The sequence below is a fragment of the Psychroserpens sp. genome, assembly GCF_034670085.1.
In the GTDB taxonomy this organism is placed as follows: Bacteria; Bacteroidota; Bacteroidia; order Flavobacteriales; family Flavobacteriaceae; genus Psychroserpens.
The window spans coordinates 215,541-236,591 of the sequence record NZ_JAXMOD010000001.1; the positions used below are offsets into that span (position 1 = coordinate 215,541).

A 21,051-nucleotide genomic window follows, 5' to 3' on the forward strand; every position below is an offset into this window, starting at 1 on the left:
TCATGATAACCTTCATTTTAAATAATAAAACTATTAAAACGTCTGAACATTCTGGGATGACATTACTTGATTTTGTGCGATATGAACAACGTCTTACTGGCACCAAAATTGGTTGTCGTGAAGGTGATTGTGGTGCATGTACTGTTTTAGTTGGAACACTTAAAAATGATTCGATTAAATACCAAAGTATCACCTCATGTATTTCTCCTTTAGGAAATGCCCATGGAAAACATATTGTAACTGTTGAAGGCACAAATCTTCAAAACAAATTAACTGCAGCTCAAGAAGCTATGAAAGCAAATTATGCAACGCAATGCGGATTTTGCACTCCTGGATTTGTGGTTGCATTAACAGGTTTTGCTTTATCAAATTCAGAAAACAATCTAAACAATGCTTTAGATGCTATAAGTGGAAACATTTGTAGATGCACAGGTTACAAAGCCATTGAAAAAGCTGCAATTCAAATGGTTGAGCAGCTTCAAAACCAAAAACATGACACCAACTTTAATTGGCTGATTGAAAATGAATTTATTCCAAACTATTTTAAAACCATAACTAAACGACTTACTGACTTAGAGACTAAGGATAGAAATCAACCTAAAGGAAAATTTGTTTCAGGAGGAACTGATTTATACGTTCAACAAGCTGATCATTTAGCTGATAATTCAGTCCATCTTATTGCCGAAAAAGACTATTTAAAAGGTATTCAGATTGAAAATAACAGTTGCACAATTGGCACGAATTCTACTGTGTCTGATTTATGGAATCACATTGAAATCAATACTTATTTTCCTAATCTAAAAAAACACCTTAAACTGGTCTCTTCAGAGCAAATACGAAATATGGCTTCCTTTGGTGGCAACTTGGTAAATGCCTCTCCAATTGGCGATATGACTATTTTCTTTTTAGCCCTTAATAGTGATATTACTGTTTCAAATAAAAATGGCAATGAACGACAAGTTCCACTTAAGAAGTTCTATCAAGGCTATAAAACCTATGATTTAAAAGAAGGTGAATTATTAACAGCTATTAGCTTTAAATTACCAACTAATTCTTCTTTTTTTAATTTTGAAAAAGTCTGTAAACGAACACATTTAGATATTGCTAGTGTCAATTCTGCAATTCAACTTTCTGTTGAAAATGATATCATTTCAGAAGCACATGTATCGATTGGTGGAGTTGCTGCTATTCCGAAGTATTTACATGAAACTTCAAAATTTTTATCTGGAAAACGGTTAGCCTCAGAAACAATTCTTGAAGCTAATTCTATTCTTCAAAATGAAATCGCACCAATTAACGATGTGCGTGGTACAAGTGAATACAAACGATTACTTGGCAGACAATTATTTTTTGCACATTTTACCAAATTATTCCCTAAGCAATTCTCATTAAACGACTTTGTTCAACATGCATAAACATAAACCAAATAACACATTGGGTTCTAAATTAGATGCAGTTTCTAAATCATTAAAACAGAGCATCAAAAATTTAGATTCCTATACACATGTTAGAGGTGAATCTTTGTATGTAGATGATGTTAACATTAGGCAAGGTACGTTTTATGCTGTTGTTTTTGACTCACCAAAAGCGCATGGAAAAATTAAACATATTGACTATTCTAAAGCGGAAGCTTTAGAAGGTGTTGAACGTATTTTTACCTACAAAGATGTTCCAGGTGAAAACCAAATTGGAGGTATTATTCCTGACGAACCTTTATTTGCTGAAAATGAGGTTCATTTTTGGGGAATGCCAATCGCTTTAATTGTAGCTGAATCTGAATTTATTGCTAGAAAAGCAAGAGAACTAATTGAAATTGAGATTGACGAATTACCAGTAATAACAACTGCAAAACAAGCCAAAGCAAAAGGAAGCTTCATCAATGCACCTCGATCCTTTAGTTTGGGTGATACTCAAAAAGGATTTGAAGAATGTGACTATATTTTTGAAGGCGAAACCTTTTCCAATGGTCAAGAACATTTGTACATCGAAGCACAAGGTGCTTATGCCGAACCTCTTGAAAAAGGCAATATAAAAATCACATCTTCAACCCAAGGACCAACTGCTGTTCAAAAAACAGTGGCAACGGTTTTGGGTGTTGCTATGCATAAAATTGAAGTAGATGTCACACGTCTTGGTGGTGGATTTGGAGGAAAAGAAGATCAAGCTACACCTTGGGCTGTAATGGCTGCTTTAGCAACCTATCATTTAAATCAGTCGGTTAAACTAGTATTAAACCGTCATGACGATTTACGAATGACAGGAAAACGTCATCCATACGAAAGCACTTATAAAATAGGATTATCAAAAGACTTGAAAATTTTGGCCTATGAAGCTGAGTTTCTTCAAAATTCTGGAGCTGCTGCCGATTTATCGCCTGCTATTGCCGAACGAACTTTATTTCATGCAACGAATAGTTATTTTGTTCCTAACGTAGAAACCACAGTCATTAGTTGTAAAACAAATTTACCTCCTAATACCGCATTCAGAGGTTTTGGTGGTCCTCAAGGCATGTTCGTTATTGAATCTGCAATTGCCAGAGCGGCAAATGACATTGGTGTATCTCCTAGACAAATTCAGGAAGCAAATCTATTAGATGAAAACGACAGCTTTTCTTATGGTCAAATTGCGAAACAAGTAGAAGCAAAAAACACTTGGAATTCTGCAAAAACCATATATGATGTAGAAGCGCTTGAAAAAGAGGTTAAAAACTTCAATACAACGAATTCCAGCTTCAAAAAAGGATTAGCTTTTATGCCAATCACTTTTGGGATTTCATTTACGAATACACCAATGAACCATGCTCGTGCTTTGGTTCATATTTATCTCGATGGAAGCGTAGGAATTAGCACAGCTGCAGTTGAAATGGGACAAGGTGTGAACACGAAAATGATGCAAATTGCAGCTCAAGTATTTTCCATTCCTATTGAAAAAATTAAAATTGAAACCACAAATACTACTAGAGTTGCAAATACATCCCCTTCTGCTGCAAGTTCTACAGCCGATTTAAACGGAAAAGCAACCTTGAAAGCTTGTAATGCCTTACTTGGTCGTTTGAAAAAAGTGGCTTCTGAAGAATTAAATGTTTCCGAAGACGTCATCGAATTGAAAGATGAATACATCTATATTAAATCTGAAAAATCAGAATTAACTTGGACAGAACTCATCGGTAAAACCATGTTGAAACGCGTTGCTTTGACTGAAAATGCGCACTACGCCACGCCAGAAATTCATTTTGATAAAACCAAAGAAAAAGGCCATCCATTTGCTTATCACGTCTACGGAACAGCCATTATAACAACTACTGTAGATTGCACTCGTGGCACCTACGAATTTGATTCGGTTAAAATTGTTCATGACTACGGAAAAAGCATGAGTGAAGGCATTGATTTAGGTCAAGTCGAAGGTGCTTTGGCGCAAGGAATCGGTTGGATGACCATGGAAGAAATCGCATATAATGATGATGGACGATTACTGTCAAATGCTTTATCGACGTATAAAATTCCAGATATCTTTTCTGTACCGAAACACGTGGAAGTGATTCCTGTGGAAACTCAAGGTCATGACTTAGCAATCTTAAAATCTAAAGCCGTTGGAGAGCCTCCTCTTATGTACGGAATTGGTGCTTATTTTGCGATTCAAAATGCTATTAAAGCTTTTAATCCTGATTATGATTTAAAATTTCATGCGCCAATGACTCCAGAGAAAGTTTTAATGAGTCTTTATAATAAATAAAAGCGATATCGCACTACACTACAAAAAACAAAACATATTAAAAGGCGCACTAATTTACAGTGCTGGAGATACTATTCCTGCGTTTTTATTAGATGAGTTTTCATGGTATCGATTACTTGGAATGGTCTTTATTGGTGCAACTTTTTATGCATTTGAAATTCCGAATTACTTTGATTGGATTGTTAAAAAAACAGAACATTTAAAAAGCTTAAAAGCGACCTTAACCAAAACAGGTTTAGCTATTTTATATTTTAATCCGTTGTGGATTGCAAGACATTTATTATGTATCAAATTATTCTCAGGCCAAATAGAAGCTATTGGTTTTAATCTTCTTGAAATAGCATTTTGGTCGTTTGTAGTCAATATTCCTATTTCGTTTATTGCGAATTATGTCATTCAGAATAGATTCAAACTCAAATGGCGTTTTTTAGGAAGCGCTCTGTTTTCAGCAATTATGGCAATTTATTATGCCTTAAGTGAGACTCTTTTTAGTTAACAAATTACATTTCGCATCAATTACAGAATGACAGATTATTCAGAAGGTAAATTAAAATGAATACAATTTGAAATACTATTCGCCATAAAATATTTGAAACGCGTATACCCTTTTAAGTATTTTGTTTCCTTCCAAGTGTATAAAATAATCTGTCGGAAATACGGAAATAAGTCCATAGCATTAGAAATATCGTCTTTGTACTTCGACTTCTTTGTACTGAGATATTTCTGAACCAATTTCAATAGAAAAGGTCCTATGACTAAATACCAAAGTAGTAAAATTAGTAGACTACGTAGCATGATATAAACTCCTTTTTGCCAACCAAACAAATCGCCTCCAAAAAATGTAAACGCCAAAACAATAATGGTGACTGTTAGTAGCCAAATCCAAACCACTTTAAATTTAAATGCAGCTTTAGTTGTCTTCTTTTCAGGTTCAATTTCGTTAGGTACTAAGTAAAAATTGTCTTGCTTCTTATTCGAAATGATCTTGATCATACTTCTAATGAATAATCCGGCTAGAATTCCGCAAATTCCATAAACTAATAGATAAGTCGTCACTAAAACCGAAGCAGTTGATGTTTCAGAAACAAAATCCATTTTTCTCTGGACATAAGCGCCATATATATTAATAGCATCCCAAAGTTCAGTTCCATAAACAATAGTGAGAATTAATAATTTTTGAAGCGCAGATTCTAAAAATGTAACCATTCCTAAAACCATTAAAGTAGCGCCTTTCCAAGAAAACTTCGAAAACAAAAAGGCACCAACAAGCGCTTGAAAGCTTACGGCTACATACGCTCCAAATGGAGAATATGGACTAACAGCCATTTTTATAATTAAAACAATCAATAGTGCTTTTAAAATAGCCTTCCATTTGTTTTCTGCATAGTACGCAATTAAACTAATGAGTAAAATAGCAATTCCGCCAACAATTATTCCGGTAAAAGGTGTTTTAAAAACATGAAGAAATCCGCCAAGACCTGATTCATTTAAAGCCCAAAGAGCAGTTAATTTATCTATTACAGATTTATTATTCTTCATCCTTTGTAGTGCACTTCTAGTAATTGAGCAACAACACTAATCGCTATTTCTTTGGGTGTGTCACCTCCAACTTGCAATCCAATAGGACAAACCACATTGCTCATCCCTTCTTCGATATTCATCTCTTTTATGAGCATATTATTAAATCGAACGCGTTTTGTTTTACTCCCAATTAATCCTAAGAATTTAGTGTCATTTTGAAGTGCCATTGCAACAATTTCGAAATCAATGGAATGATCATGAGTTAATACTAAAACATAGCAGTTTTTTCCCCATTTCACAACATCTCTAAATGTTTTAAAGTCATCGATATTAACTTGACAACAGGTTATATTCTCATCTAATGTTTTGTCCTTAAACCAATCTTTACGAGAATCGATAAGATTAACTTTAAATGGTGTATCAATTAAAATATTAGCTATTTCTAAGCCAATATGTCCTGCTCCAAATAAAAATAATTCCGGTAATTGATTCATAGGTTCTATCATAAATTCAACTTTTCCTCCACAGCACTGTTCAAACTCGGGACCTAGCGTATAACTAGATTCAATAATCCTATTTTCGTTTAAGGCTCTTATGGCTTCATCAGTAGCCATAAATTCCAACTTCCCACCTCCTATGGTTCCAAATAGCGCTTTATCTTGCGTAATAATCATTCGCGAACCAACAACACATGGTGTTGACCCTAAACATTTTGTTACAGTAACTAAAGCGACAGGTTGTTGCTTTTTATTAAATTCCGATAATAGTTCAATCCAATTCTTCATTCCTTGTAAAAAGAGAATTTAAAAGTAAGGTTTTTTTAGTGTAAACCATATTTCATTTTAGTGATAAAAAATAAATTAGCTTTCTGCTAAATTTTCTGTTAAGTTTGATAATTAAAACCGACTTAAAACCTAATATCTACTTTTTACGTAGATGAATTAACGCTTAAAATTTTAAATATGTCAAAAACATATTACGACCCAGCCGATCTTAAAAAATTTGGAAAAATTACTGAATGGAGTGAAGAATTGGGAACTAAATTTTTTGAATACTATGGAAAAGTTTTTGAAGAAGGCGCTTTAAGTGCTCGAGAAAAATCTTTAATCGCTTTAGCAGTATCGCATACTGAACAATGTCCTTATTGCATTGATGCGTATTCGCAAGACGGACTTCAACGTGGTATTACCAAAGAAGAAATGATGGAAGCCATTCACGTTGGTGCAGCAATAAAAGGTGGTGCAACTTTAGTACATGGCGTGCAGATGATGAATAAAATTAATAAACTAGACGGTTAGTAGTTGATGACGAAATTAAAGACCCAATCTCTACATAAAAAAGGAAGCGATTTAGCACATAGCAATAGACAATTAGAAATTTTATCAAATGGTATTTTTCAAAATGGAGGATTACCAACTTTTAAAAATAAGATTTCCGAAACAAGTCAGTTTCCTTTAAAAGCGAGAAAACTTGAAATACTTCAAATAAATGTAGGCTATATGTGCAATCAAGTCTGTGATCATTGTCATGTTGATGCTGGTCCAGATAGAAAAGAAATAATGACTAGAGACACGATGAAACAGTGTTTGGAAGTGATTAAAAATTCTGGTGCACATACTTTAGATTTAACTGGTGGAGCTCCAGAAATGAATCCAGATTTTAGATGGTTTGTTGAAGAAGCTTCCAAAGTTGGCATTAAAGACTTTATAGTAAGATCTAACTTAACCATCATTAGAGCTAACAAAAAATATTACGATCTACCAGAGTTTTTCAAAAAGCACAATGTTCATGTAGTGAGTTCAATGCCGCATTGGACAAGAGGAAAAACAGACAAACAAAGAGGCGATGGAGTTTTTGACAAATCAATTAAAGCCTTACAAGATTTAAATGCTATTGGTTATGGCATGCCCAATAGTAATTTAAGACTAGACTTAGTTTATAATCCTTCAGGTGCTTTTTTACCAGGTGATCAAAGGTCTATGGAAAAAGATTTCAAAAAGGCATTACATGATGATTTTGATATTCAATTTCATAACCTTTTTGCTATTACTAATCTTCCAATATCTCGTTTTCTAGATTACTTAATTGCATCAGAAAACTATGAAGATTATATGTATCAATTAGTAGAAGCTTACAATCCTACAGCAGTTTCAAATGTCATGTGCACCAATACCTTATCAATAAGTTGGGAAGGTTATTTGTACGATTGTGATTTCAATCAAATGTTAGAACTACCAGTAAACAGTAAGGTAAAGCATATTTCAGATTTTAATGAAGAATTATTGGAAGGACGAAACATAGTCATTTCACAACATTGCTATGGATGCACAGCTGGTGCAGGAAGTAGTTGTCAAGGTGCTGTTATATAATATGAGAATACTGATTATATACATCGTTTGTTTGTTTTCATTTTTCAGCTTCTCGCAAGAAAACTTATCAGAGTTGTTAGGAAAATATAATTCAAATCAAGTCCCCTATATTTCTGTTGATCAATTATCGATACAAAAAACTGAAGTCATTCTTTTAGATGCGAGAGAACCAAAAGAATATGCTGTAAGTCATCTTAAAAATGCCCTTTGTGTTGGATATGAAAATTTTGATATTGAAGTTTTAAAAAACCAAATACCAAATAAACAACAGGAGATTGTTGTGTATTGTTCTCTTGGAATTCGTTCAGAAGTAGTGGCAAGCAAATTGAAAAAAGCTGGATATGCCAATGTAAAAAATTTATATGGTGGAATTTTCGAGTGGAAAAATAAAAACGGTTCAGTTGTCAATGCTCAGGATAAAGAAACAGATAGCATCCATACGTTTTCAAAAAAATGGAGCAAATGGTTAAACAATGGAATTAAAATTCATGAATAAGGAACTCGTCATTGTTTTCGTGAAAAACATCACATTAGGAAAAGTAAAAACCAGACTTGCAAAAACTATTGGTAATGAAGCTGCATTTGAAGTTTATAAAGCACTCGTAAAAGTCACAGAAGAGGCAACAGACGATTTAGATAATGATTTACGAATCTATTTTTCTGATGCTGTTGTAGATACCAAATGGCAAAATGCGTATAAAGCTGTTCAAGAAGGAAAAGATTTAGGTGAACGCATGAAAAACGCATTCTTAAAAGGTTTTCAAGATGGTTACAATCGCATTGTCCTAATTGGATCAGATTTACCTGACATTAATGCTTCTCACATTCGAAAAGGTTTAAACGCTCTAGAACATTCTGAAGTTGTTTTTGGACCTGCTGAAGATGGTGGTTATTACCTCATAGGCATGTCAAAAATGAATACCAAAGTATTTGAAAACAAACCTTGGAGTCAAAGTTATTTATTATCTGAAACGCTTTCAGAATTGAAAAACAACAATACAACATTTGCTACCTTAGCTGTTTTAAATGACATTGATACATTTGAAGACTTAGAAACATCAGATTTTTATAAAAACAACGAAGAATTACAATACAAAATCAAACAACTAAATGATTAAATTCATAACAGAAACTGCTAATTATCTGGCTGATAAAGGTTTTAAAAATCCTGAAATCGGAATCATCTTAGGGACAGGCTTAGGTAAACTTACAAACGAAATTGAAGTGATTTGCGAAGTGAGTTATAATCACATTCCTAATTTTCCAACAGCTACGGTTGAGTTTCATAAAGGTAAATTAATTTATGGCCTAATAGAAGGAAAAAAAGTGGTTGTGATGCAAGGACGTTTCCATGTTTATGAAGGCTACACTTTACAAGATGTCACCTTTCCCGTAAGAATTATGAAAAAGCTTGGAATTAAAACACTACTAGTTTCAAATGCTGCCGGTGCCATAAACCTAAACTATAAAAAAGGAGAATTGATGTTGATTGATGATCATATTAATTTACAAGGAAGTTCTCCATTAGCATTTAAAGGGGTTGAAGAACTAGGAGAGCGATTTACAGATATGAGTGCACCCTATAATTTGGAAATTAATGCCAAATTTAAAAGCATTGCAAAAGCACATAACATCAAATTACATGAAGGTGTTTATGCGAGTGTTGTTGGACCACAATTAGAAACAAGAGCAGAATATAGAATGCTCAAAATTATTGGTGCTGATGCCGTTGGGATGAGTACAGTTCCTGAAATCATTGTTGCGAACCATTTAAATATGAAAGCAGCTGCAATTTCGGTATTAACAGACGAATGTGATCCAGACAACTTAAAAGCAGTCGATATAGCAGAAATAATAGCAATTGCCGGAAAAGCAGAACCTAATATGATTACCCTTTTTAAAGAATTAATAAAAACTATTTAATGTGTAATATATGTTACACATTTTTGTTGATGAAGAGACTACCTTTATGAATCAAAATATGATACAATAATTTAAGCTATGAGCTACTTAAACGCAACTAACGATTTATATAAAGAAGCAGCCTTAACACCTGATGTTGGTTTATGCTGTACTACGAACCCTATTTGGGAATTACCAGGTTTAAAAATCCCAAGAATCATGCAAGAAATGAATTATGGCTGCGGAAGTACAGTTCATGCTCGTGATTTAACAAACAATCCTAAAATGCTTTATGTTGGTGTTGGAGGTGGTATGGAATTACTACAATTTGCCTATTTCAATCGTCAAAAAAGTGGAGTTATTGGAGTTGATGTTGTAAACGAAATGTTAGAAGCATCTCGTAAAAATTTCATCGAAGCTGAAGCTCAAAATGATTGGTTCAAATCTGAATTTGTTGATCTTAAAAAAGGTGATGCTATGCATCTTCCTGTTGACGATAATAGTATCGATGTGGCAGCTCAAAACTGTCTATTCAATATTTTTAAAGCTGATGATTTAAAGAAAGCCATTGAAGAAATGTATCGCGTATTAAAACCTCATGGTCGTTTAGTAATGAGTGATCCTACTTGTGAGCAACCCATGAATGACGAATTGCGAAACGATGATAGATTAAGAGCACTTTGTTTAAGTGGAAGCTTACCTATTTCAGAATACATAAAAGCTCTAACTGATGCTGGCTTTGGAACTATTGAAATTAGAGCAAGAAAACCGTATCGAATCTTAGACCCTAAACATTATCCAACAAACGAATTGATTTATATTGAATCTATTGAAGTTGCAGCCATTAAAGACCCTATGCCAAGTGATGGACCTTGTGTTTTCACAGGAAAAGCGGCAATTTATTATGGTGAGGATGATTATTTCGATGATAAAGCTGGACATGTATTGCTTAAAAATCAACCTTTAGCGATTTGTGATAAAACGGCTGGAGTTTTGGCAAACTTAGAACGAGATGATATCTTTATAAGTGAATCTACATACCATTATGATGGTGGAGGTTGTTGCTAGAAGATAATCGTCATTTATTTATCTCACTCATTCAAGAAAATAAAATTATCATAAAAAAGCGCATCGTTAAAGAATGCGCTTTTTTTTGATTAAACTAACCATGCATAACCATCAACTCTTCCTAATATAAATATTACCAGAGATGGTTTCCATTTCTAAAGGAAGTGTTCCTCCATTTATTTGTTTTGAAACTCTATTATGAGATCCATTGTAAGATTTACTAGACGTGTTTTTTCTAAATTCTAAATCTGAATAAATCGTGCCTGTCAATGATTTTGCTCTTAAATCGGCTTTTTTTACGGTAACATCTAATGCTCCACTGATGGTCTTTAGTCTAAGCTCTCCATCATATTTTTTAATTATTACGTCTCCAGATATTAAATCAGTAACTAAATCTCCTTGAAAAACATCCATAATAACACTACCAGAAATACTTTTTATTTTTAAATTGACATTCTTAGGAACTATGACCACATAATTTATAATTGTTGTCCTATCGCAATTGTTTCTGTTTTTATCCTTCCATTGGTTTTTAAAATAATCTCCAAAATCTGAATATAGTTTTAAATGTCTTGATGAATTGTCTGTTTTAATATTGAAAAACGCATTACCTACTCCATCATCAATATTAACTGAAGCTTTCACTTTTATATCATTTGTATTGCCGTGTTCTACTCTTATATCTTGCGCAAATTTAAAATCGAGAAATACATCTTGGTTTTTTGATAGACTTTCTTTGATTTCAACATGTCGTTGTGCATGAAGTGTTGCAACACTTAGCAAAGCAATTATTATTAATTTATTACTCACGCCTCTCCTATTATGGAAGAGTTCGTGAAAAAATGAGATTTTTTTCATGTGTTCGATTTTTTGATTGATTATTGTTTTCTTAGATATACGTTTCCAGTGGAAGAACGTAAGACGATTTTGACACCTCCATTATTGAGTTTAGTTTCAATTCTTTGGGTAGAACCTACAACCTTCATTCCATCGCTTGTAGGTATTTGTAAATCAAAATCGGTATAAATGGTTCCCATGTTAGAACGCAATTCTAAATCGGCTTTCGTATTAGCTGGAAGAGACACATCTACAATCCCTGTTGAACTACTCATAGTGATTGGTGACGATTGGCTAACGCTTGAGAAATCTACATCAATAGTTCCAGTACTGGTATGTGCAGTAATTGGACCTGTAACATCTTTAAGGATAATCTTGCCAACATTTGTGTTCACTTCTATTTCCGAAGAAAACCCTCTTAAAACCGCACTCCCTAGATTACCACAATCTAAATGAATATCCATAGTTTTTGGTAAAATAATTTGCAATCCGCTACGTTGCATCCATGATTTTAAATCTTTAATTCGTAATACAGTGCCTTCTTGCTCAATAGACATTCCAAATCCAGTATTATCGACTCCTCCAGAGTACACGGCTTTTAGGCCTTTAGAACGATCATCCCTATTATTCTCCTCACAATCGTGACATTCTACATTATGCTCATGGTCACAATTGTCATGATCGTGGTCGTCATTATCATACACATATTTTGTGAATTTCAATTCATTCGTTGTACCCGCTATTATCTTAACATGTGTACCTGTTTCAATTTTTACTTTTGTAATGCCGTTTAAACGCTTCGAATAATCTTCTTGAGCATTGGTAAACATAAAGCATAATACTGCTATAAAATTTACTATAATTCCTGTTCGTTTTATCTGTTTCATTTTACTGATTTTTTAATTGATTCTTATTAAATAATTTCCGAAATACCACTGTTTGCCTGCTCTTTTACAAAATCTGCTGTATCCTCGTGCTCTAATAATTGTTGCATTGGAGCAATCGCGCGTTTCTCCTGGATTTTTACCAAAAATTGAATAATTGCAATTTGTAAACTTGGATCTTTCTGGGTAGTTAGTGCTTCAATAAACGCTTCTTTTACAATAGTTGATTTTGGAAATTCTGATAATGCTTCTGCTGCAGCTAATCGCACATTCATATTTCCGTCATATTGCATACGTTCTATTAACGCTTCTAATATTTTAACGTCTGGTTTTACAAAGTTTTCTGTAAAACTTACGGCTTGAATACGTTTACTTGGTGATTGATTTTCAATCATTGCCAACATCATATCTTCTCTTAATTCAATGGTTTCTTTTTGTAATGCAGAAATTTCTTGATTTGCAGTCTGTTTCGAATTGTGACTACCTAAAAAATAACCACCAAACATCAATATAATGGAAGCTGCAATTTGAAATGCTTGTTTCCATGGAAAATCTTTTTTCGATTCAGTAAGCTTCACAATTTTATCATCATGCCATTGCTTTTCTTCCTCTAAGAGGTTATAAAATCCAGTTCTTAAGTTATCACTTGGAGTTTCTTCTTTTACCTTTTCAAAAGCCAAAAACAGTGCCTTTGTGTCTTCATAATTTGACTTGCAAGCATCACATGATTTTATATGTTGCTTAATGTTTTGAGAATCTTCAGGAGGCAATTGGCCATCAATAAAATCTACTAATTGTTCTTCTATATTTTTACACTCCATGACTATATGGTTTCTAAATAAACGGTTTTCAATTTTTTTATAATACGATGTATCTTCACTTTAACTGCACCTTCACTGCTTCCAATTATATCTGCTATTTTATCGTATTTTATGCCTTGAAATCGATTTAAAATGATTAATTCTTTTTCTTCTTTATTCAATATGTTTAATGCGTAATGCAAATGGGCAATATCATCATTTCTTTCAATCTTACTATCTGCATTATTACTGGCAACAAATTCGAGATTTTCGGTATTTGATGTTTTTTTAGACTTCTGATAATGATCTGAGAATACATTACGTGCAATCTTAAAAATCCATGACACAAATTGTCCGCCTTTGTAAGATGTTCTATAACGCATGACTTTATAAAAAACAGCTTGAGTCATGTCTTCACAAGCATCCTTATCTCTTATCATTTGAAAATAGAAATTATACAACCGCTTGTTATAGCGCTCAAAAATGTGAGCCATAGCATCTAAATTTCCTCGAGATACATCGAGCATTACTTCTTCGTCGGTTAGTCTTTTCAATTCTCTTTGATGGTTGTTTGGTATGAAGACCTTTAATTTACAAAAAGGTTACACAAGCCTATTATTTTTTTTAAAAAATGTATCTTTATAGTCTATGGAAAAATATCTCGACATAATAAAAAACTCGTACTCTGGCTATTGGAATTACCTCAAAAATGAGGTTCTTTTTGAAAATAACTGGGACAATTATTTTTATGGACTTATTATTATTTCTATTGCAGTTTGGTTATTAGAAATTACATTTCCGTGGCGAAAAAATCAAGCGTTGTTTCGTAAAGATTTCTGGCTAGACACCTTTTATATGTTCTTTAATTTTTTTATTCTGAATTTAATTGTGCTCATCGCCTTATCAAATACAGCTGCCGAATTCTTTAACGATATTTTAGGTGCTGTTGGTTTATCGCTTTCCAGTTTTCAATTATTTGATTCTACAGATTTACCAAAATGGTTAGGTTTACTGATTTTCTTTTTAGTGAATGATTTTGTACAGTGGAATACACACCGATTATTACATCGTGTGCCTTGGTTGTGGAATTTCCATAAAGTACATCATAGCGTAAAAGAAATGGGATTTGCAGCACATTTACGCTACCATTGGATGGAACCTGTTGTTTACAATTCCATTAGATATATTCCTTTAGCAATTATTGCAAATTATAGTGCGCAAGATGTTGCTATTGTGTATTTCTTCGCTATCGCAATTGGACATCTTAACCATGCAAATTTGGGTTGGGACTACGGAAAACTAAAATATATCTTTAACAATCCGAAGATGCATATTTGGCATCATGCAAAAGAACTACCTAAGCATGTTAGGTTTGGTGTTAACTACGGACTAACATTAAGTATCTGGGATTACATTTTCAAAACAAATTATGTTCCGCATAGCGGAAGAGACATAGAATTAGGTTTTGATGGTGATGAACAATTCCCAAAAGATTTTATTAGTCAGGAGTTATATCCGTTAAAGAAAAAGTAGATGTCAATTAAACCTATTTCAATTTTAGTCTTAGTGTTATTAATAATTTCTTGTGGAAGCAGCAAACAAATTGCTAGTACTTCTACAACAGAGGAAGTTATTCAAGTTGAAGAACAAAAAGAGGAAGTGTTCGAATCAATTGAAAATGAAAGCACTACAACCATTGAAACTCCATCCGAAATAGAATCGAATGAAACTATTTCTGAAGTTGAAACTGAACCTGAAATAACTGGAAGCCAAGACACAGAAGTATTTAATCATGAAGCATGGAACAATTTGCTTCAAAAACATGTTTCAGAACAAGGCAATGTTAATTATAATGGTTTCAAATCTGATAAAACTGAATTTTACAGCTATTTGAATTCACTTTCTGAAACACCACCTGAAGATTCTTGGAGCAAAGATGAAACACTTGCGTATTGGATGAATGTTTACAATGCGTTTACCATAAAACTTATCTTAGATAATTACCCAATACAAAGTATTAAAGATATTGATGGACCTTGGAATCATCGTTTTATTAAAATAGGAGCTAAATGGTACACGCTTAATGACGTAGAACACAGGATCATTCGAAAAATGGATGAACCTCGTATTCATTTTGCATTAGTTTGTGCCGCAGTTTCTTGTCCGAGATTATACAATAAAGCCTTTACATCCAAAAATCTGGATTCCGATTTAGTCCTTCTAACAAAAGGGTTTTTAGGTGATTCGTCTAAAAATGAACTTAGTGAAAGTAGCATCAAATTATCTAAAATATTTAAATGGTATGGAGGTGATTTTAAATCAAACGAAAGTTCTTTAATCGACTTCTTAAACCAATATTCAGACGTTACAATTTCAGAGAAAGCAAAAAAAAGCTACAAAGATTATAATTGGAATTTGAATGACTAAAATTTCTATTATAATTCCAGTTTTAAATGAAGAAAAAGACATTGGAAAACTCCTTGTTCATTTAAATGAACATTCTTCAAAATCGAATATAAGTGATATCATTTTAGTGGATGGCGGAAGCCAGGATAATACAATACAAATCATAAATAAAGTCACTTCGAGCGCAGTCGAGAGGTCTCGAAAAAGAGGTTTCGACTGCGCTCAACCTGACATAACACTTTTACATTCTGAAAAAGGACGTGCTAAACAAATGAATCTTGGAGCAAAAAAAGCAACTGGCAACATCCTTTATTTTTTGCATGCTGATTCTTATCCACCAAAACATTTTGATGATCTTATTATTTCTGAAGTCAACAAAGGCCATCTAGCTGGTTGTTTCAGAATGCAATTTGATAGTCAACATTGGTGGCTAAGATTAGCAAGTTGGCTCACGCAATTTTCTTGGCGAGCATGCAGAGGTGGTGATCAAAGTCAGTTTATTACGCGTGAACTTTTTAATGAAATTGGAGGTTATGATGAAAGCTTCATCATCTACGAAGACAATATATTAATCAATGAACTATACGAAAGAAAGCAATTTATTGTCATTAATAAAAAGATTCGCACTTCAGCAAGACTTTACAAAAAGCATGGAATTTGGACCTTACAATACCACTTCTGGGCCATCTATGTCAAAAAATGGTTTGGTGCGTCGGCAGATGATTTATTTGCTTACTATAAGACACATATTAAGTGATTAACTTTTATTTCTTCCTTGTTCACTTGGATATAAATCTTGTAAGGTCTCACTTTGAAAAATTTCTTTTGTATGAATATCTATAGCAGATAGTTTTCCAGTAAATGCAGCTCCTGTATCAATATTCCAAACGTTAATTGCATTCATAGGTTTGTCTTTATAAAAATTTATTGTTGGTGTATGACCAATATAAATTTCGAAATACTGCTTTAACCGATTTGGATACAGTTCAGAATCCTTTTTGATACTATTATCCATCGTTATTGCCATTTCCCAAAGCGTGCGATCAAAATAAAAATTTCGAAAATTATATTCTTTTTCAACGCCATGCATTGATGTAAAACCTGCATGAATAAATAATCGATTGTCATCATCAATATGGTAAAGATCCATAGCATCAAAAAAATACAAATGTTGTTTCTTTTCTGCTTCCGAAAGAGATGCATAACTTTCAACTGTTTCTTGTCCACCATGAGCTAACCAAACTGGTTCACCTTCGCCAGTTCGCAACCAATCTTCACACCAAACATCGTGATTCCCTTTAATAAAAATACAGGTATTTGTTTTCGATAATTCCATTAAATACTGAATTACCTGAGCAGACTCACTCCAGCCATCAACATAATCACCCACAAAAATGAGTGTATCGTCTTTACTAACCTTAGCAATTTCCATAAGTTGAATCAATCCTCGTAATCCTCCATGAATATCTCCAATGGCAAGTGTTCTCATAATTTACTTTTTAATACAAATATAAATAGGTAATTTGATTTATTCGGACTTATAAAAGGATTGAATTATGGCTTCAACAGGTTTGTTTTGAGGTGTAAATTGATTGTCTTTATCGCCTCCACTTTTATCGTAGTTATGAAACCATTTCCAAACAAATCCTCCTGCAAACCAGTCTTCATGCCAAAACTCTTCAAATAATGCTTGCGTTGCATTTGCTTGCCCTTCAAAATTTAACGACTGAATTGTGTGGTCGCTTTCCCATGGTTCTTTACCAGTAAAATCCATACTTCGGTAGCCATATTCAGTAAATAAAATTGGTTTATTATGTGTTTCAGATAGTGATTTGATAAGCTGTTTATGCTTTTGCCAACCAGCTTTACATTCTTCAATCGTAGGCGTTTGATTGTCACTCACTGGAAAGTAAGCATCAACTCCAATATAATCAACATCACTCCAAAATGGTGTGCGTTTAAACTCATCCCAATTGGCTGCATACGTTAGTTTCCCTTTGTAAACACTTTTAATTTCTTTTATTAATTTATGCCAATATTCAGGACGTTCTTTGACGAAGTTTTCTAATTCGGTTCCAATACAAAAGATTTCAGCATTAGTTTCTTCAGCGAGATCTACGTATTCTAAAATAAACTTAGAATAGGATGCTTCTAAAGCTTTCCAGTTATCTTCATTAGACATTTTTATAAGTCCGGTAAATTCGCCTTTCCAAACCCAAATTTGAGGCTTAATCATGATTTTGACCTTCCGCTTTTTTAAGGCTTCAATATATTGTTTTGCTCCTGCTCTAGTTTCTCCAAACCATTGTCTATCTGTATTATGAATAATCTCAGGATGCTCTAAATCACGTATAAAACCAAAAGGCATAATTGCAGTATAATTCGCACCAACTTTAATTACAGGTTCTGTATGTGTTTCATTAATAGTTTCGGGCGACGCAACAAAACTAAGTCCATTAACTTTTTCTTTCTGCGCAGCACATGCGGATACTATAAAAAGAAGAAGTAAAACACGTAATGTCAAAATTATTCTCATACCAAATATTTAATCTTTAAATTTAATCAAAAAGCCAATACCGTTTAAGGTTTTAACAAAACCTTCGACAAAAGATTCATCTAACTTAAATCTATGGATAATATCGTAATCATCGGAAACGGAATTTCAGGAGTCACTTTAGCAAGACATATTAGAAAGCTTTCCGATAAAAAAATCACAATTATATCTTCAGAAACTGATCACTTCTTTTCACGTACTGCGCTCATGTATATTTATATGGGACATATGAAATTTGAACACACACAACCTTATGAAGATTGGTTTTGGAAAAAGAATAAAATCGAATTACGTAATGCATACGTTGAAGCCATAGATACCGATAATAAATCTTTAAAACTTGCTAATGGTCCAGTTCTCAACTACGATAAATTGGTCATTGCTACTGGAAGTAAACCAAACAAATTTGGATGGCCTGGACAAGACCTTAAAGGTGTTATGGGAATGTATCATAAACAAGATTTAGATAATCTAGAGGTACATGCACCTAATAATAAAGTTTGTAAAAGAGCTGTGATTGTAGGTGGTGGACTTATAGGCATCGAACTTGCCGAAATGCTAAACTCGCGACGTATTCCTGTAACATTTTTAGTTCGAGAATCTAGTTTTTGGAATGGCGTTTTACCAGAAGGTGAAAGTCAGATGATAAATAGACACATAAAAAACCATCATATCGATTTGCGGTTATCAACAAATCTAAAGGAAATAAAATCTGATGAAAACGGACATGTAAAATCCGTAGTCATTGAAGAAACAGGAGAGGAAATTGCTTGTAATGTCGTTGGATTAACAGCTGGTGTTTCGCCAAATATAGGTTTTGTGAAATCTTCAAAAATTGAAATTGGCAGAGGTGTTAAAGTTAATCGCTTTCTTGAAACAAACATTCCAGATGTGTATGCAATTGGAGATTGTGCCGAACAACATGAAGCCATTGGAAACAGAAGACCTATTGAAGCCGTTTGGTATTCAGGTCGAATGATGGGAGAAACATTAGCGCAAACCATTTGTGGTAATCGTATGGCATACAAACCAGGTCATTGGTTTAATTCTGCCAAATTTTTAGATATTGAATATCAAACCTATGGTTGGGTTTTTGGAAAAAAAGGAAGGCCAGACTATGAACAACATTTCCATTGGAAACACAATGATGACACTAAATGTATCACAGTTGCTTATCACAAAGACAGTAATGAGTTTTTAGGAATTAACACCTTTGGAATTAGAATGCGTCATGAAACATTTGATACTTGGCTCAGTGAGAAAAGAGATGTTGATTATGTGATGAATCATCTTTCTGAAGCAAATTTTGATCCTGAATTCTATAGTCATTACGAAGCTGAAATCTTATCGGCTTATAACAAACAACTAGAAACCGCATAACCATGAGTAATAAAATAAATCATAGCATGTCTTTAGCAAAACCTGACGCTTTAGATATTACAACCAAACAAAAAGTTGCTTTAGCAATTGGCATTGTAGGTTTACTAATTTTAACATTAGCAATTTTAAATACTAATTTTCCAAATCAAGGCTTGTTTTTAAGTTTATCACTAGGAATGATTTCACTTGGAATAATTATCTATTCAAGGGAAGCCTACTTGACCAAATTAGAAGGCATAAAAAATGATGGTGTTTGGTTTAAATCCATTTCATCTCGAGGAATTTGGGGTTGGATAGTTGGTGTTATTCTAACGTCATTTTATATTGTGCTGTATTTTTATCCACAGTATTTGGGCTTAGGAGTTGATGGTGCTTCTAACAATGGTTTAATTAGCTTATTTGACCCTCTTAGTCAGTTATTAAGCGGACGAAATGCAAGTCAGTGGTTTGTTTACGGAACGCTGTACACCATAGCTATTCTAGCTTTTGGTTATAAATTTATTCTAAAGTATAGACACAACCGATATCAACAAGTTCGAACAATTTCTGTGATGTTTTTCCAATTAGGTTTTGCCTTTTTGATTCCAGAATTTATGTATGTCATGAACAACGATTTACCTTATTACGATTTAAAAAGTGTCTGGCCTCTCAATTATTACATTTTTGATGAATGGTCTGTAAAAGGTTTTTTATCGAATGGAAACATTGGTTTAGCCTTGATTTTATTTGGTATCATTTCAATCTTTGTTATTTCACCAATATTAACTTATAAATACGGAAAACGTTGGTATTGCTCTTGGGTTTGTGGTTGTGGTGGATTAGCAGAAACTGCAGGAGACTCCTTCAGACATTTATCATCTAAAAAAATGTCTGCTTGGAAATTAGAACGCTGGTTAATTCATCTTGTTTTGGTATTCTCAGTGGTTATGACAACTGCAATGGTTTATACGTACTTAGGGTATGATAGTAATGATTTTTGGTTAACAAAAGCTGTATTTATTAGTTTGGTGATTGGATTCTTAACACTAGTATTTGTGGGAGTTATGCTTTTTAAAAGACATGAATTAGGTAAAGACGCAAAATATGGTGCGATTGGCTTCTTTGTTGTAATTGGTTTATTAGTAACTATGCATTTCACTGGTTCGACAGATCACGTCTTCTATGTGAAAGCTGGGACTTTACGATCTACTTACGGAATTTACATTGGCTCCATTTTTTCAGGAGTTATTGGGACAGGTTTTTATCCCATCCTAGGAAGTCGTTCTTGGTGTCGATTTGGCTGTCCTATGGCTGCTATTCTTGGTTTTCAACAACGTTTATTTTCTAAATTTAGAATTACTACAAATGGTGGTCAATGTATTTCGTGTGGAAATTGCTCCAACAGTTGCGAAATGGGTATTGACGTTCGTCACTATGCTCAAAAAGGTGAAAACATTGTGCGTTCAAGCTGTGTTGGTTGTGGAATATGTGCTGCAGTTTGCCCAAGAGGTGTTCTTAAATTAGAAAATGATAGCATGAAAGGACGTATTAATCCAACTGAAATTCTTTTAGGGAATGATGTCGATCTAATGGAATTGGTAAACGAAAAATAAGATATT

22 protein-coding genes are annotated in these 21,051 nt (G+C 33.4%); 14 read left to right on the forward strand and 8 right to left on the reverse strand.

The features are described 5' to 3' along the window. Nucleotides 1-2: 2 nt before the first annotated feature. The 3 genes from VOI25_RS00880 to VOI25_RS00890 all read left to right on the forward strand — a co-directional run bounded on the left by VOI25_RS00880 (nucleotide 3) and on the right by VOI25_RS00890 (nucleotide 4,228). The gene (locus tag VOI25_RS00880; protein WP_323786994.1) at nucleotides 3-1,415 is read left to right on the forward strand and encodes an FAD binding domain-containing protein; all 1,413 of its coding nucleotides are present in this window, start codon (nucleotides 3-5) and stop codon (nucleotides 1,413-1,415) included. Continuing rightward, nucleotides 1,408-3,732: a xanthine dehydrogenase molybdopterin binding subunit gene (locus VOI25_RS00885; RefSeq protein ID WP_323786995.1), complete on the forward strand. Its 2,325-nt coding sequence runs from the start codon at nucleotides 1,408-1,410 to the stop codon at nucleotides 3,730-3,732. Before VOI25_RS00880 ends, VOI25_RS00885 begins: the two co-directional genes overlap by 8 nt. A gap of 121 nt (nucleotides 3,733-3,853) precedes the next feature. Beyond that, nucleotides 3,854-4,228 carry a hypothetical protein gene (locus VOI25_RS00890; RefSeq protein ID WP_323786996.1) on the forward strand — a complete coding sequence of 125 codons (375 nt, stop codon included), beginning with the start codon at nucleotides 3,854-3,856 and terminating at the stop codon, nucleotides 4,226-4,228. Nucleotides 4,229-4,263: 35 nt separating this feature from the next. On the opposite strand, the gene VOI25_RS00895 is transcribed toward VOI25_RS00890, so the two are convergent. Both VOI25_RS00895 and xdhC read right to left on the reverse strand, forming a co-directional pair. Further along, on the reverse strand, nucleotides 4,264-5,271 hold the full coding sequence (locus tag VOI25_RS00895; protein ID WP_323786997.1) for a hypothetical protein: 1,008 nt from the start codon (nucleotides 5,269-5,271) through the stop codon (nucleotides 4,264-4,266). Next, nucleotides 5,268-6,038, reverse strand: a complete 771-nt coding sequence (xdhC, locus tag VOI25_RS00900; RefSeq protein ID WP_323786998.1) for a xanthine dehydrogenase accessory protein XdhC — start codon at nucleotides 6,036-6,038, stop codon at nucleotides 5,268-5,270. The genes VOI25_RS00895 and xdhC overlap by 4 nt, the downstream gene beginning before the upstream one ends. A 177-nt stretch (nucleotides 6,039-6,215) precedes the next feature. Here xdhC and VOI25_RS00905 point away from each other — a divergent pair, with 177 nt between their 5' ends. The 6 genes from VOI25_RS00905 (at nucleotide 6,216) to arsM (ending at nucleotide 10,592) form a co-directional block, all read left to right on the forward strand. Continuing rightward, nucleotides 6,216-6,551 (forward strand): arsenosugar biosynthesis-associated peroxidase-like protein, encoded by a 336-nt coding sequence (locus VOI25_RS00905; protein ID WP_323786999.1) that lies wholly within the window; start codon nucleotides 6,216-6,218, stop codon nucleotides 6,549-6,551. Nucleotides 6,552-6,557: 6 nt separating this feature from the next. Continuing rightward, entirely contained in the window at nucleotides 6,558-7,622 is a 1,065-nt protein-coding gene (arsS, locus tag VOI25_RS00910; RefSeq protein ID WP_323787000.1) for an arsenosugar biosynthesis radical SAM (seleno)protein ArsS, read from the forward strand. A gap of 1 nt (nucleotide 7,623) precedes the next feature. Further along, on the forward strand, nucleotides 7,624-8,118 hold the full coding sequence (locus VOI25_RS00915) for a rhodanese-like domain-containing protein (RefSeq protein ID WP_323787001.1): 495 nt from the start codon (nucleotides 7,624-7,626) through the stop codon (nucleotides 8,116-8,118). Continuing rightward, on the forward strand, nucleotides 8,096-8,740 hold the full coding sequence (locus tag VOI25_RS00920) for a TIGR04282 family arsenosugar biosynthesis glycosyltransferase (protein WP_323787002.1): 645 nt from the start codon (nucleotides 8,096-8,098) through the stop codon (nucleotides 8,738-8,740). Before VOI25_RS00915 ends, VOI25_RS00920 begins: the two co-directional genes overlap by 23 nt. Continuing rightward, nucleotides 8,733-9,545 carry a purine-nucleoside phosphorylase gene (locus VOI25_RS00925; RefSeq protein WP_323787003.1) on the forward strand — a complete coding sequence of 271 codons (813 nt, stop codon included), beginning with the start codon at nucleotides 8,733-8,735 and terminating at the stop codon, nucleotides 9,543-9,545. Before VOI25_RS00920 ends, VOI25_RS00925 begins: the two co-directional genes overlap by 8 nt. Nucleotides 9,546-9,623: 78 nt before the next feature. Next, complete coding sequence (gene arsM, locus VOI25_RS00930) at nucleotides 9,624-10,592, forward strand: arsenosugar biosynthesis arsenite methyltransferase ArsM (protein ID WP_323787004.1); 969 nt, start codon at nucleotides 9,624-9,626, stop codon at nucleotides 10,590-10,592. 111 nt (nucleotides 10,593-10,703) lie between these two features. Here the strand turns inward: arsM and VOI25_RS00935 are convergent, their stop codons facing one another. The 4 genes from VOI25_RS00935 to VOI25_RS00950 are packed head-to-tail and all read right to left on the reverse strand — an operon-like array spanning nucleotide 10,704 to nucleotide 13,667. Continuing rightward, on the reverse strand, nucleotides 10,704-11,450 hold the full coding sequence (locus VOI25_RS00935) for a hypothetical protein (protein ID WP_323787005.1): 747 nt from the start codon (nucleotides 11,448-11,450) through the stop codon (nucleotides 10,704-10,706). Between the two features lie 20 nt (nucleotides 11,451-11,470). Then, entirely contained in the window at nucleotides 11,471-12,316 is an 846-nt protein-coding gene (locus VOI25_RS00940) for a DUF4097 family beta strand repeat-containing protein (protein ID WP_323787006.1), read from the reverse strand. Between the two features lie 26 nt (nucleotides 12,317-12,342). After that, the gene (locus VOI25_RS00945; protein WP_323787007.1) at nucleotides 12,343-13,134 is read right to left on the reverse strand and encodes a HEAT repeat domain-containing protein; all 792 of its coding nucleotides are present in this window, start codon (nucleotides 13,132-13,134) and stop codon (nucleotides 12,343-12,345) included. Nucleotides 13,135-13,136: 2 nt separating this feature from the next. Then, on the reverse strand, nucleotides 13,137-13,667 hold the full coding sequence (locus VOI25_RS00950) for a sigma-70 family RNA polymerase sigma factor (RefSeq protein ID WP_323787008.1): 531 nt from the start codon (nucleotides 13,665-13,667) through the stop codon (nucleotides 13,137-13,139). Between the two features lie 94 nt (nucleotides 13,668-13,761). Between VOI25_RS00950 and VOI25_RS00955 the strand changes: the two genes are divergently transcribed. From VOI25_RS00955 to VOI25_RS00965, 3 genes are read left to right on the forward strand one after another with little or no spacing between them, the layout of a single operon-like run. Continuing rightward, nucleotides 13,762-14,646, forward strand: coding sequence for a sterol desaturase family protein (locus VOI25_RS00955; protein ID WP_323787009.1), 885 nt, complete (start codon nucleotides 13,762-13,764; stop codon nucleotides 14,644-14,646). Further along, on the forward strand, nucleotides 14,647-15,540 hold the full coding sequence (locus VOI25_RS00960; RefSeq protein WP_323787010.1) for a DUF547 domain-containing protein: 894 nt from the start codon (nucleotides 14,647-14,649) through the stop codon (nucleotides 15,538-15,540). It abuts the gene before it with no gap. Continuing rightward, entirely contained in the window at nucleotides 15,533-16,276 is a 744-nt protein-coding gene (locus VOI25_RS00965; protein WP_323787011.1) for a TIGR04283 family arsenosugar biosynthesis glycosyltransferase, read from the forward strand. The genes VOI25_RS00960 and VOI25_RS00965 overlap by 8 nt, the downstream gene beginning before the upstream one ends. On the opposite strand, the gene VOI25_RS00970 is transcribed toward VOI25_RS00965, so the two are convergent. Further along, entirely contained in the window at nucleotides 16,277-17,008 is a 732-nt protein-coding gene (locus VOI25_RS00970) for a metallophosphoesterase (RefSeq protein WP_323787012.1), read from the reverse strand. Nucleotides 17,009-17,047: 39 nt separating this feature from the next. Beyond that, on the reverse strand, nucleotides 17,048-18,055 hold the full coding sequence (locus tag VOI25_RS00975) for a glycoside hydrolase family 113 (RefSeq protein WP_323787013.1): 1,008 nt from the start codon (nucleotides 18,053-18,055) through the stop codon (nucleotides 17,048-17,050). A 93-nt stretch (nucleotides 18,056-18,148) separates the two neighbouring features. On the opposite strand from VOI25_RS00975, the gene VOI25_RS00980 reads away from it, so the two are divergent. Both VOI25_RS00980 and VOI25_RS00985 read left to right on the forward strand, forming a co-directional pair. After that, entirely contained in the window at nucleotides 18,149-19,453 is a 1,305-nt protein-coding gene (locus VOI25_RS00980; protein ID WP_323787014.1) for an FAD/NAD(P)-binding oxidoreductase, read from the forward strand. Nucleotides 19,454-19,455: 2 nt separating this feature from the next. Next, on the forward strand, nucleotides 19,456-21,045 hold the full coding sequence (locus tag VOI25_RS00985; protein WP_323787015.1) for a 4Fe-4S binding protein: 1,590 nt from the start codon (nucleotides 19,456-19,458) through the stop codon (nucleotides 21,043-21,045). The last annotated feature ends 6 nt before the right edge of the window (nucleotides 21,046-21,051 follow it).

What these genes read in the sequence shown, in the direction of transcription:
- VOI25_RS00880 (WP_323786994.1), top strand. Translation starts at nt 3, where the DNA reads ATGATAACCTTCATTTTAAATAATAAAACTATTAAAACGTCTGAACAT.
- VOI25_RS00885 (WP_323786995.1), top strand. Translation starts at nt 1,408, where the DNA reads ATGCATAAACATAAACCAAATAACACATTGGGTTCTAAATTAGATGCA.
- VOI25_RS00890 (WP_323786996.1), top strand. Translation starts at nt 3,854, where the DNA reads ATGGTCTTTATTGGTGCAACTTTTTATGCATTTGAAATTCCGAATTAC.
- VOI25_RS00895 (WP_323786997.1), bottom strand. Translation starts at nt 5,271, where the DNA reads ATGAAGAATAATAAATCTGTAATAGATAAATTAACTGCTCTTTGGGCT.
- xdhC (WP_323786998.1), bottom strand. Translation starts at nt 6,038, where the DNA reads ATGAAGAATTGGATTGAACTATTATCGGAATTTAATAAAAAGCAACAA.
- VOI25_RS00905 (WP_323786999.1), top strand. Translation starts at nt 6,216, where the DNA reads ATGTCAAAAACATATTACGACCCAGCCGATCTTAAAAAATTTGGAAAA.
- arsS (WP_323787000.1), top strand. Translation starts at nt 6,558, where the DNA reads ATGACGAAATTAAAGACCCAATCTCTACATAAAAAAGGAAGCGATTTA.
- VOI25_RS00915 (WP_323787001.1), top strand. Translation starts at nt 7,624, where the DNA reads ATGAGAATACTGATTATATACATCGTTTGTTTGTTTTCATTTTTCAGC.
- VOI25_RS00920 (WP_323787002.1), top strand. Translation starts at nt 8,096, where the DNA reads ATGGAATTAAAATTCATGAATAAGGAACTCGTCATTGTTTTCGTGAAA.
- VOI25_RS00925 (WP_323787003.1), top strand. Translation starts at nt 8,733, where the DNA reads ATGATTAAATTCATAACAGAAACTGCTAATTATCTGGCTGATAAAGGT.
- arsM (WP_323787004.1), top strand. Translation starts at nt 9,624, where the DNA reads ATGAGCTACTTAAACGCAACTAACGATTTATATAAAGAAGCAGCCTTA.
- VOI25_RS00935 (WP_323787005.1), bottom strand. Translation starts at nt 11,450, where the DNA reads ATGAAAAAAATCTCATTTTTTCACGAACTCTTCCATAATAGGAGAGGC.
- VOI25_RS00940 (WP_323787006.1), bottom strand. Translation starts at nt 12,316, where the DNA reads ATGAAACAGATAAAACGAACAGGAATTATAGTAAATTTTATAGCAGTA.
- VOI25_RS00945 (WP_323787007.1), bottom strand. Translation starts at nt 13,134, where the DNA reads ATGGAGTGTAAAAATATAGAAGAACAATTAGTAGATTTTATTGATGGC.
- VOI25_RS00955 (WP_323787009.1), top strand. Translation starts at nt 13,762, where the DNA reads ATGGAAAAATATCTCGACATAATAAAAAACTCGTACTCTGGCTATTGG.
- VOI25_RS00960 (WP_323787010.1), top strand. Translation starts at nt 14,647, where the DNA reads ATGTCAATTAAACCTATTTCAATTTTAGTCTTAGTGTTATTAATAATT.
- VOI25_RS00965 (WP_323787011.1), top strand. Translation starts at nt 15,533, where the DNA reads ATGACTAAAATTTCTATTATAATTCCAGTTTTAAATGAAGAAAAAGAC.
- VOI25_RS00970 (WP_323787012.1), bottom strand. Translation starts at nt 17,008, where the DNA reads ATGAGAACACTTGCCATTGGAGATATTCATGGAGGATTACGAGGATTG.
- VOI25_RS00975 (WP_323787013.1), bottom strand. Translation starts at nt 18,055, where the DNA reads ATGAGAATAATTTTGACATTACGTGTTTTACTTCTTCTTTTTATAGTA.
- VOI25_RS00980 (WP_323787014.1), top strand. Translation starts at nt 18,149, where the DNA reads ATGGATAATATCGTAATCATCGGAAACGGAATTTCAGGAGTCACTTTA.
- VOI25_RS00985 (WP_323787015.1), top strand. Translation starts at nt 19,456, where the DNA reads ATGAGTAATAAAATAAATCATAGCATGTCTTTAGCAAAACCTGACGCT.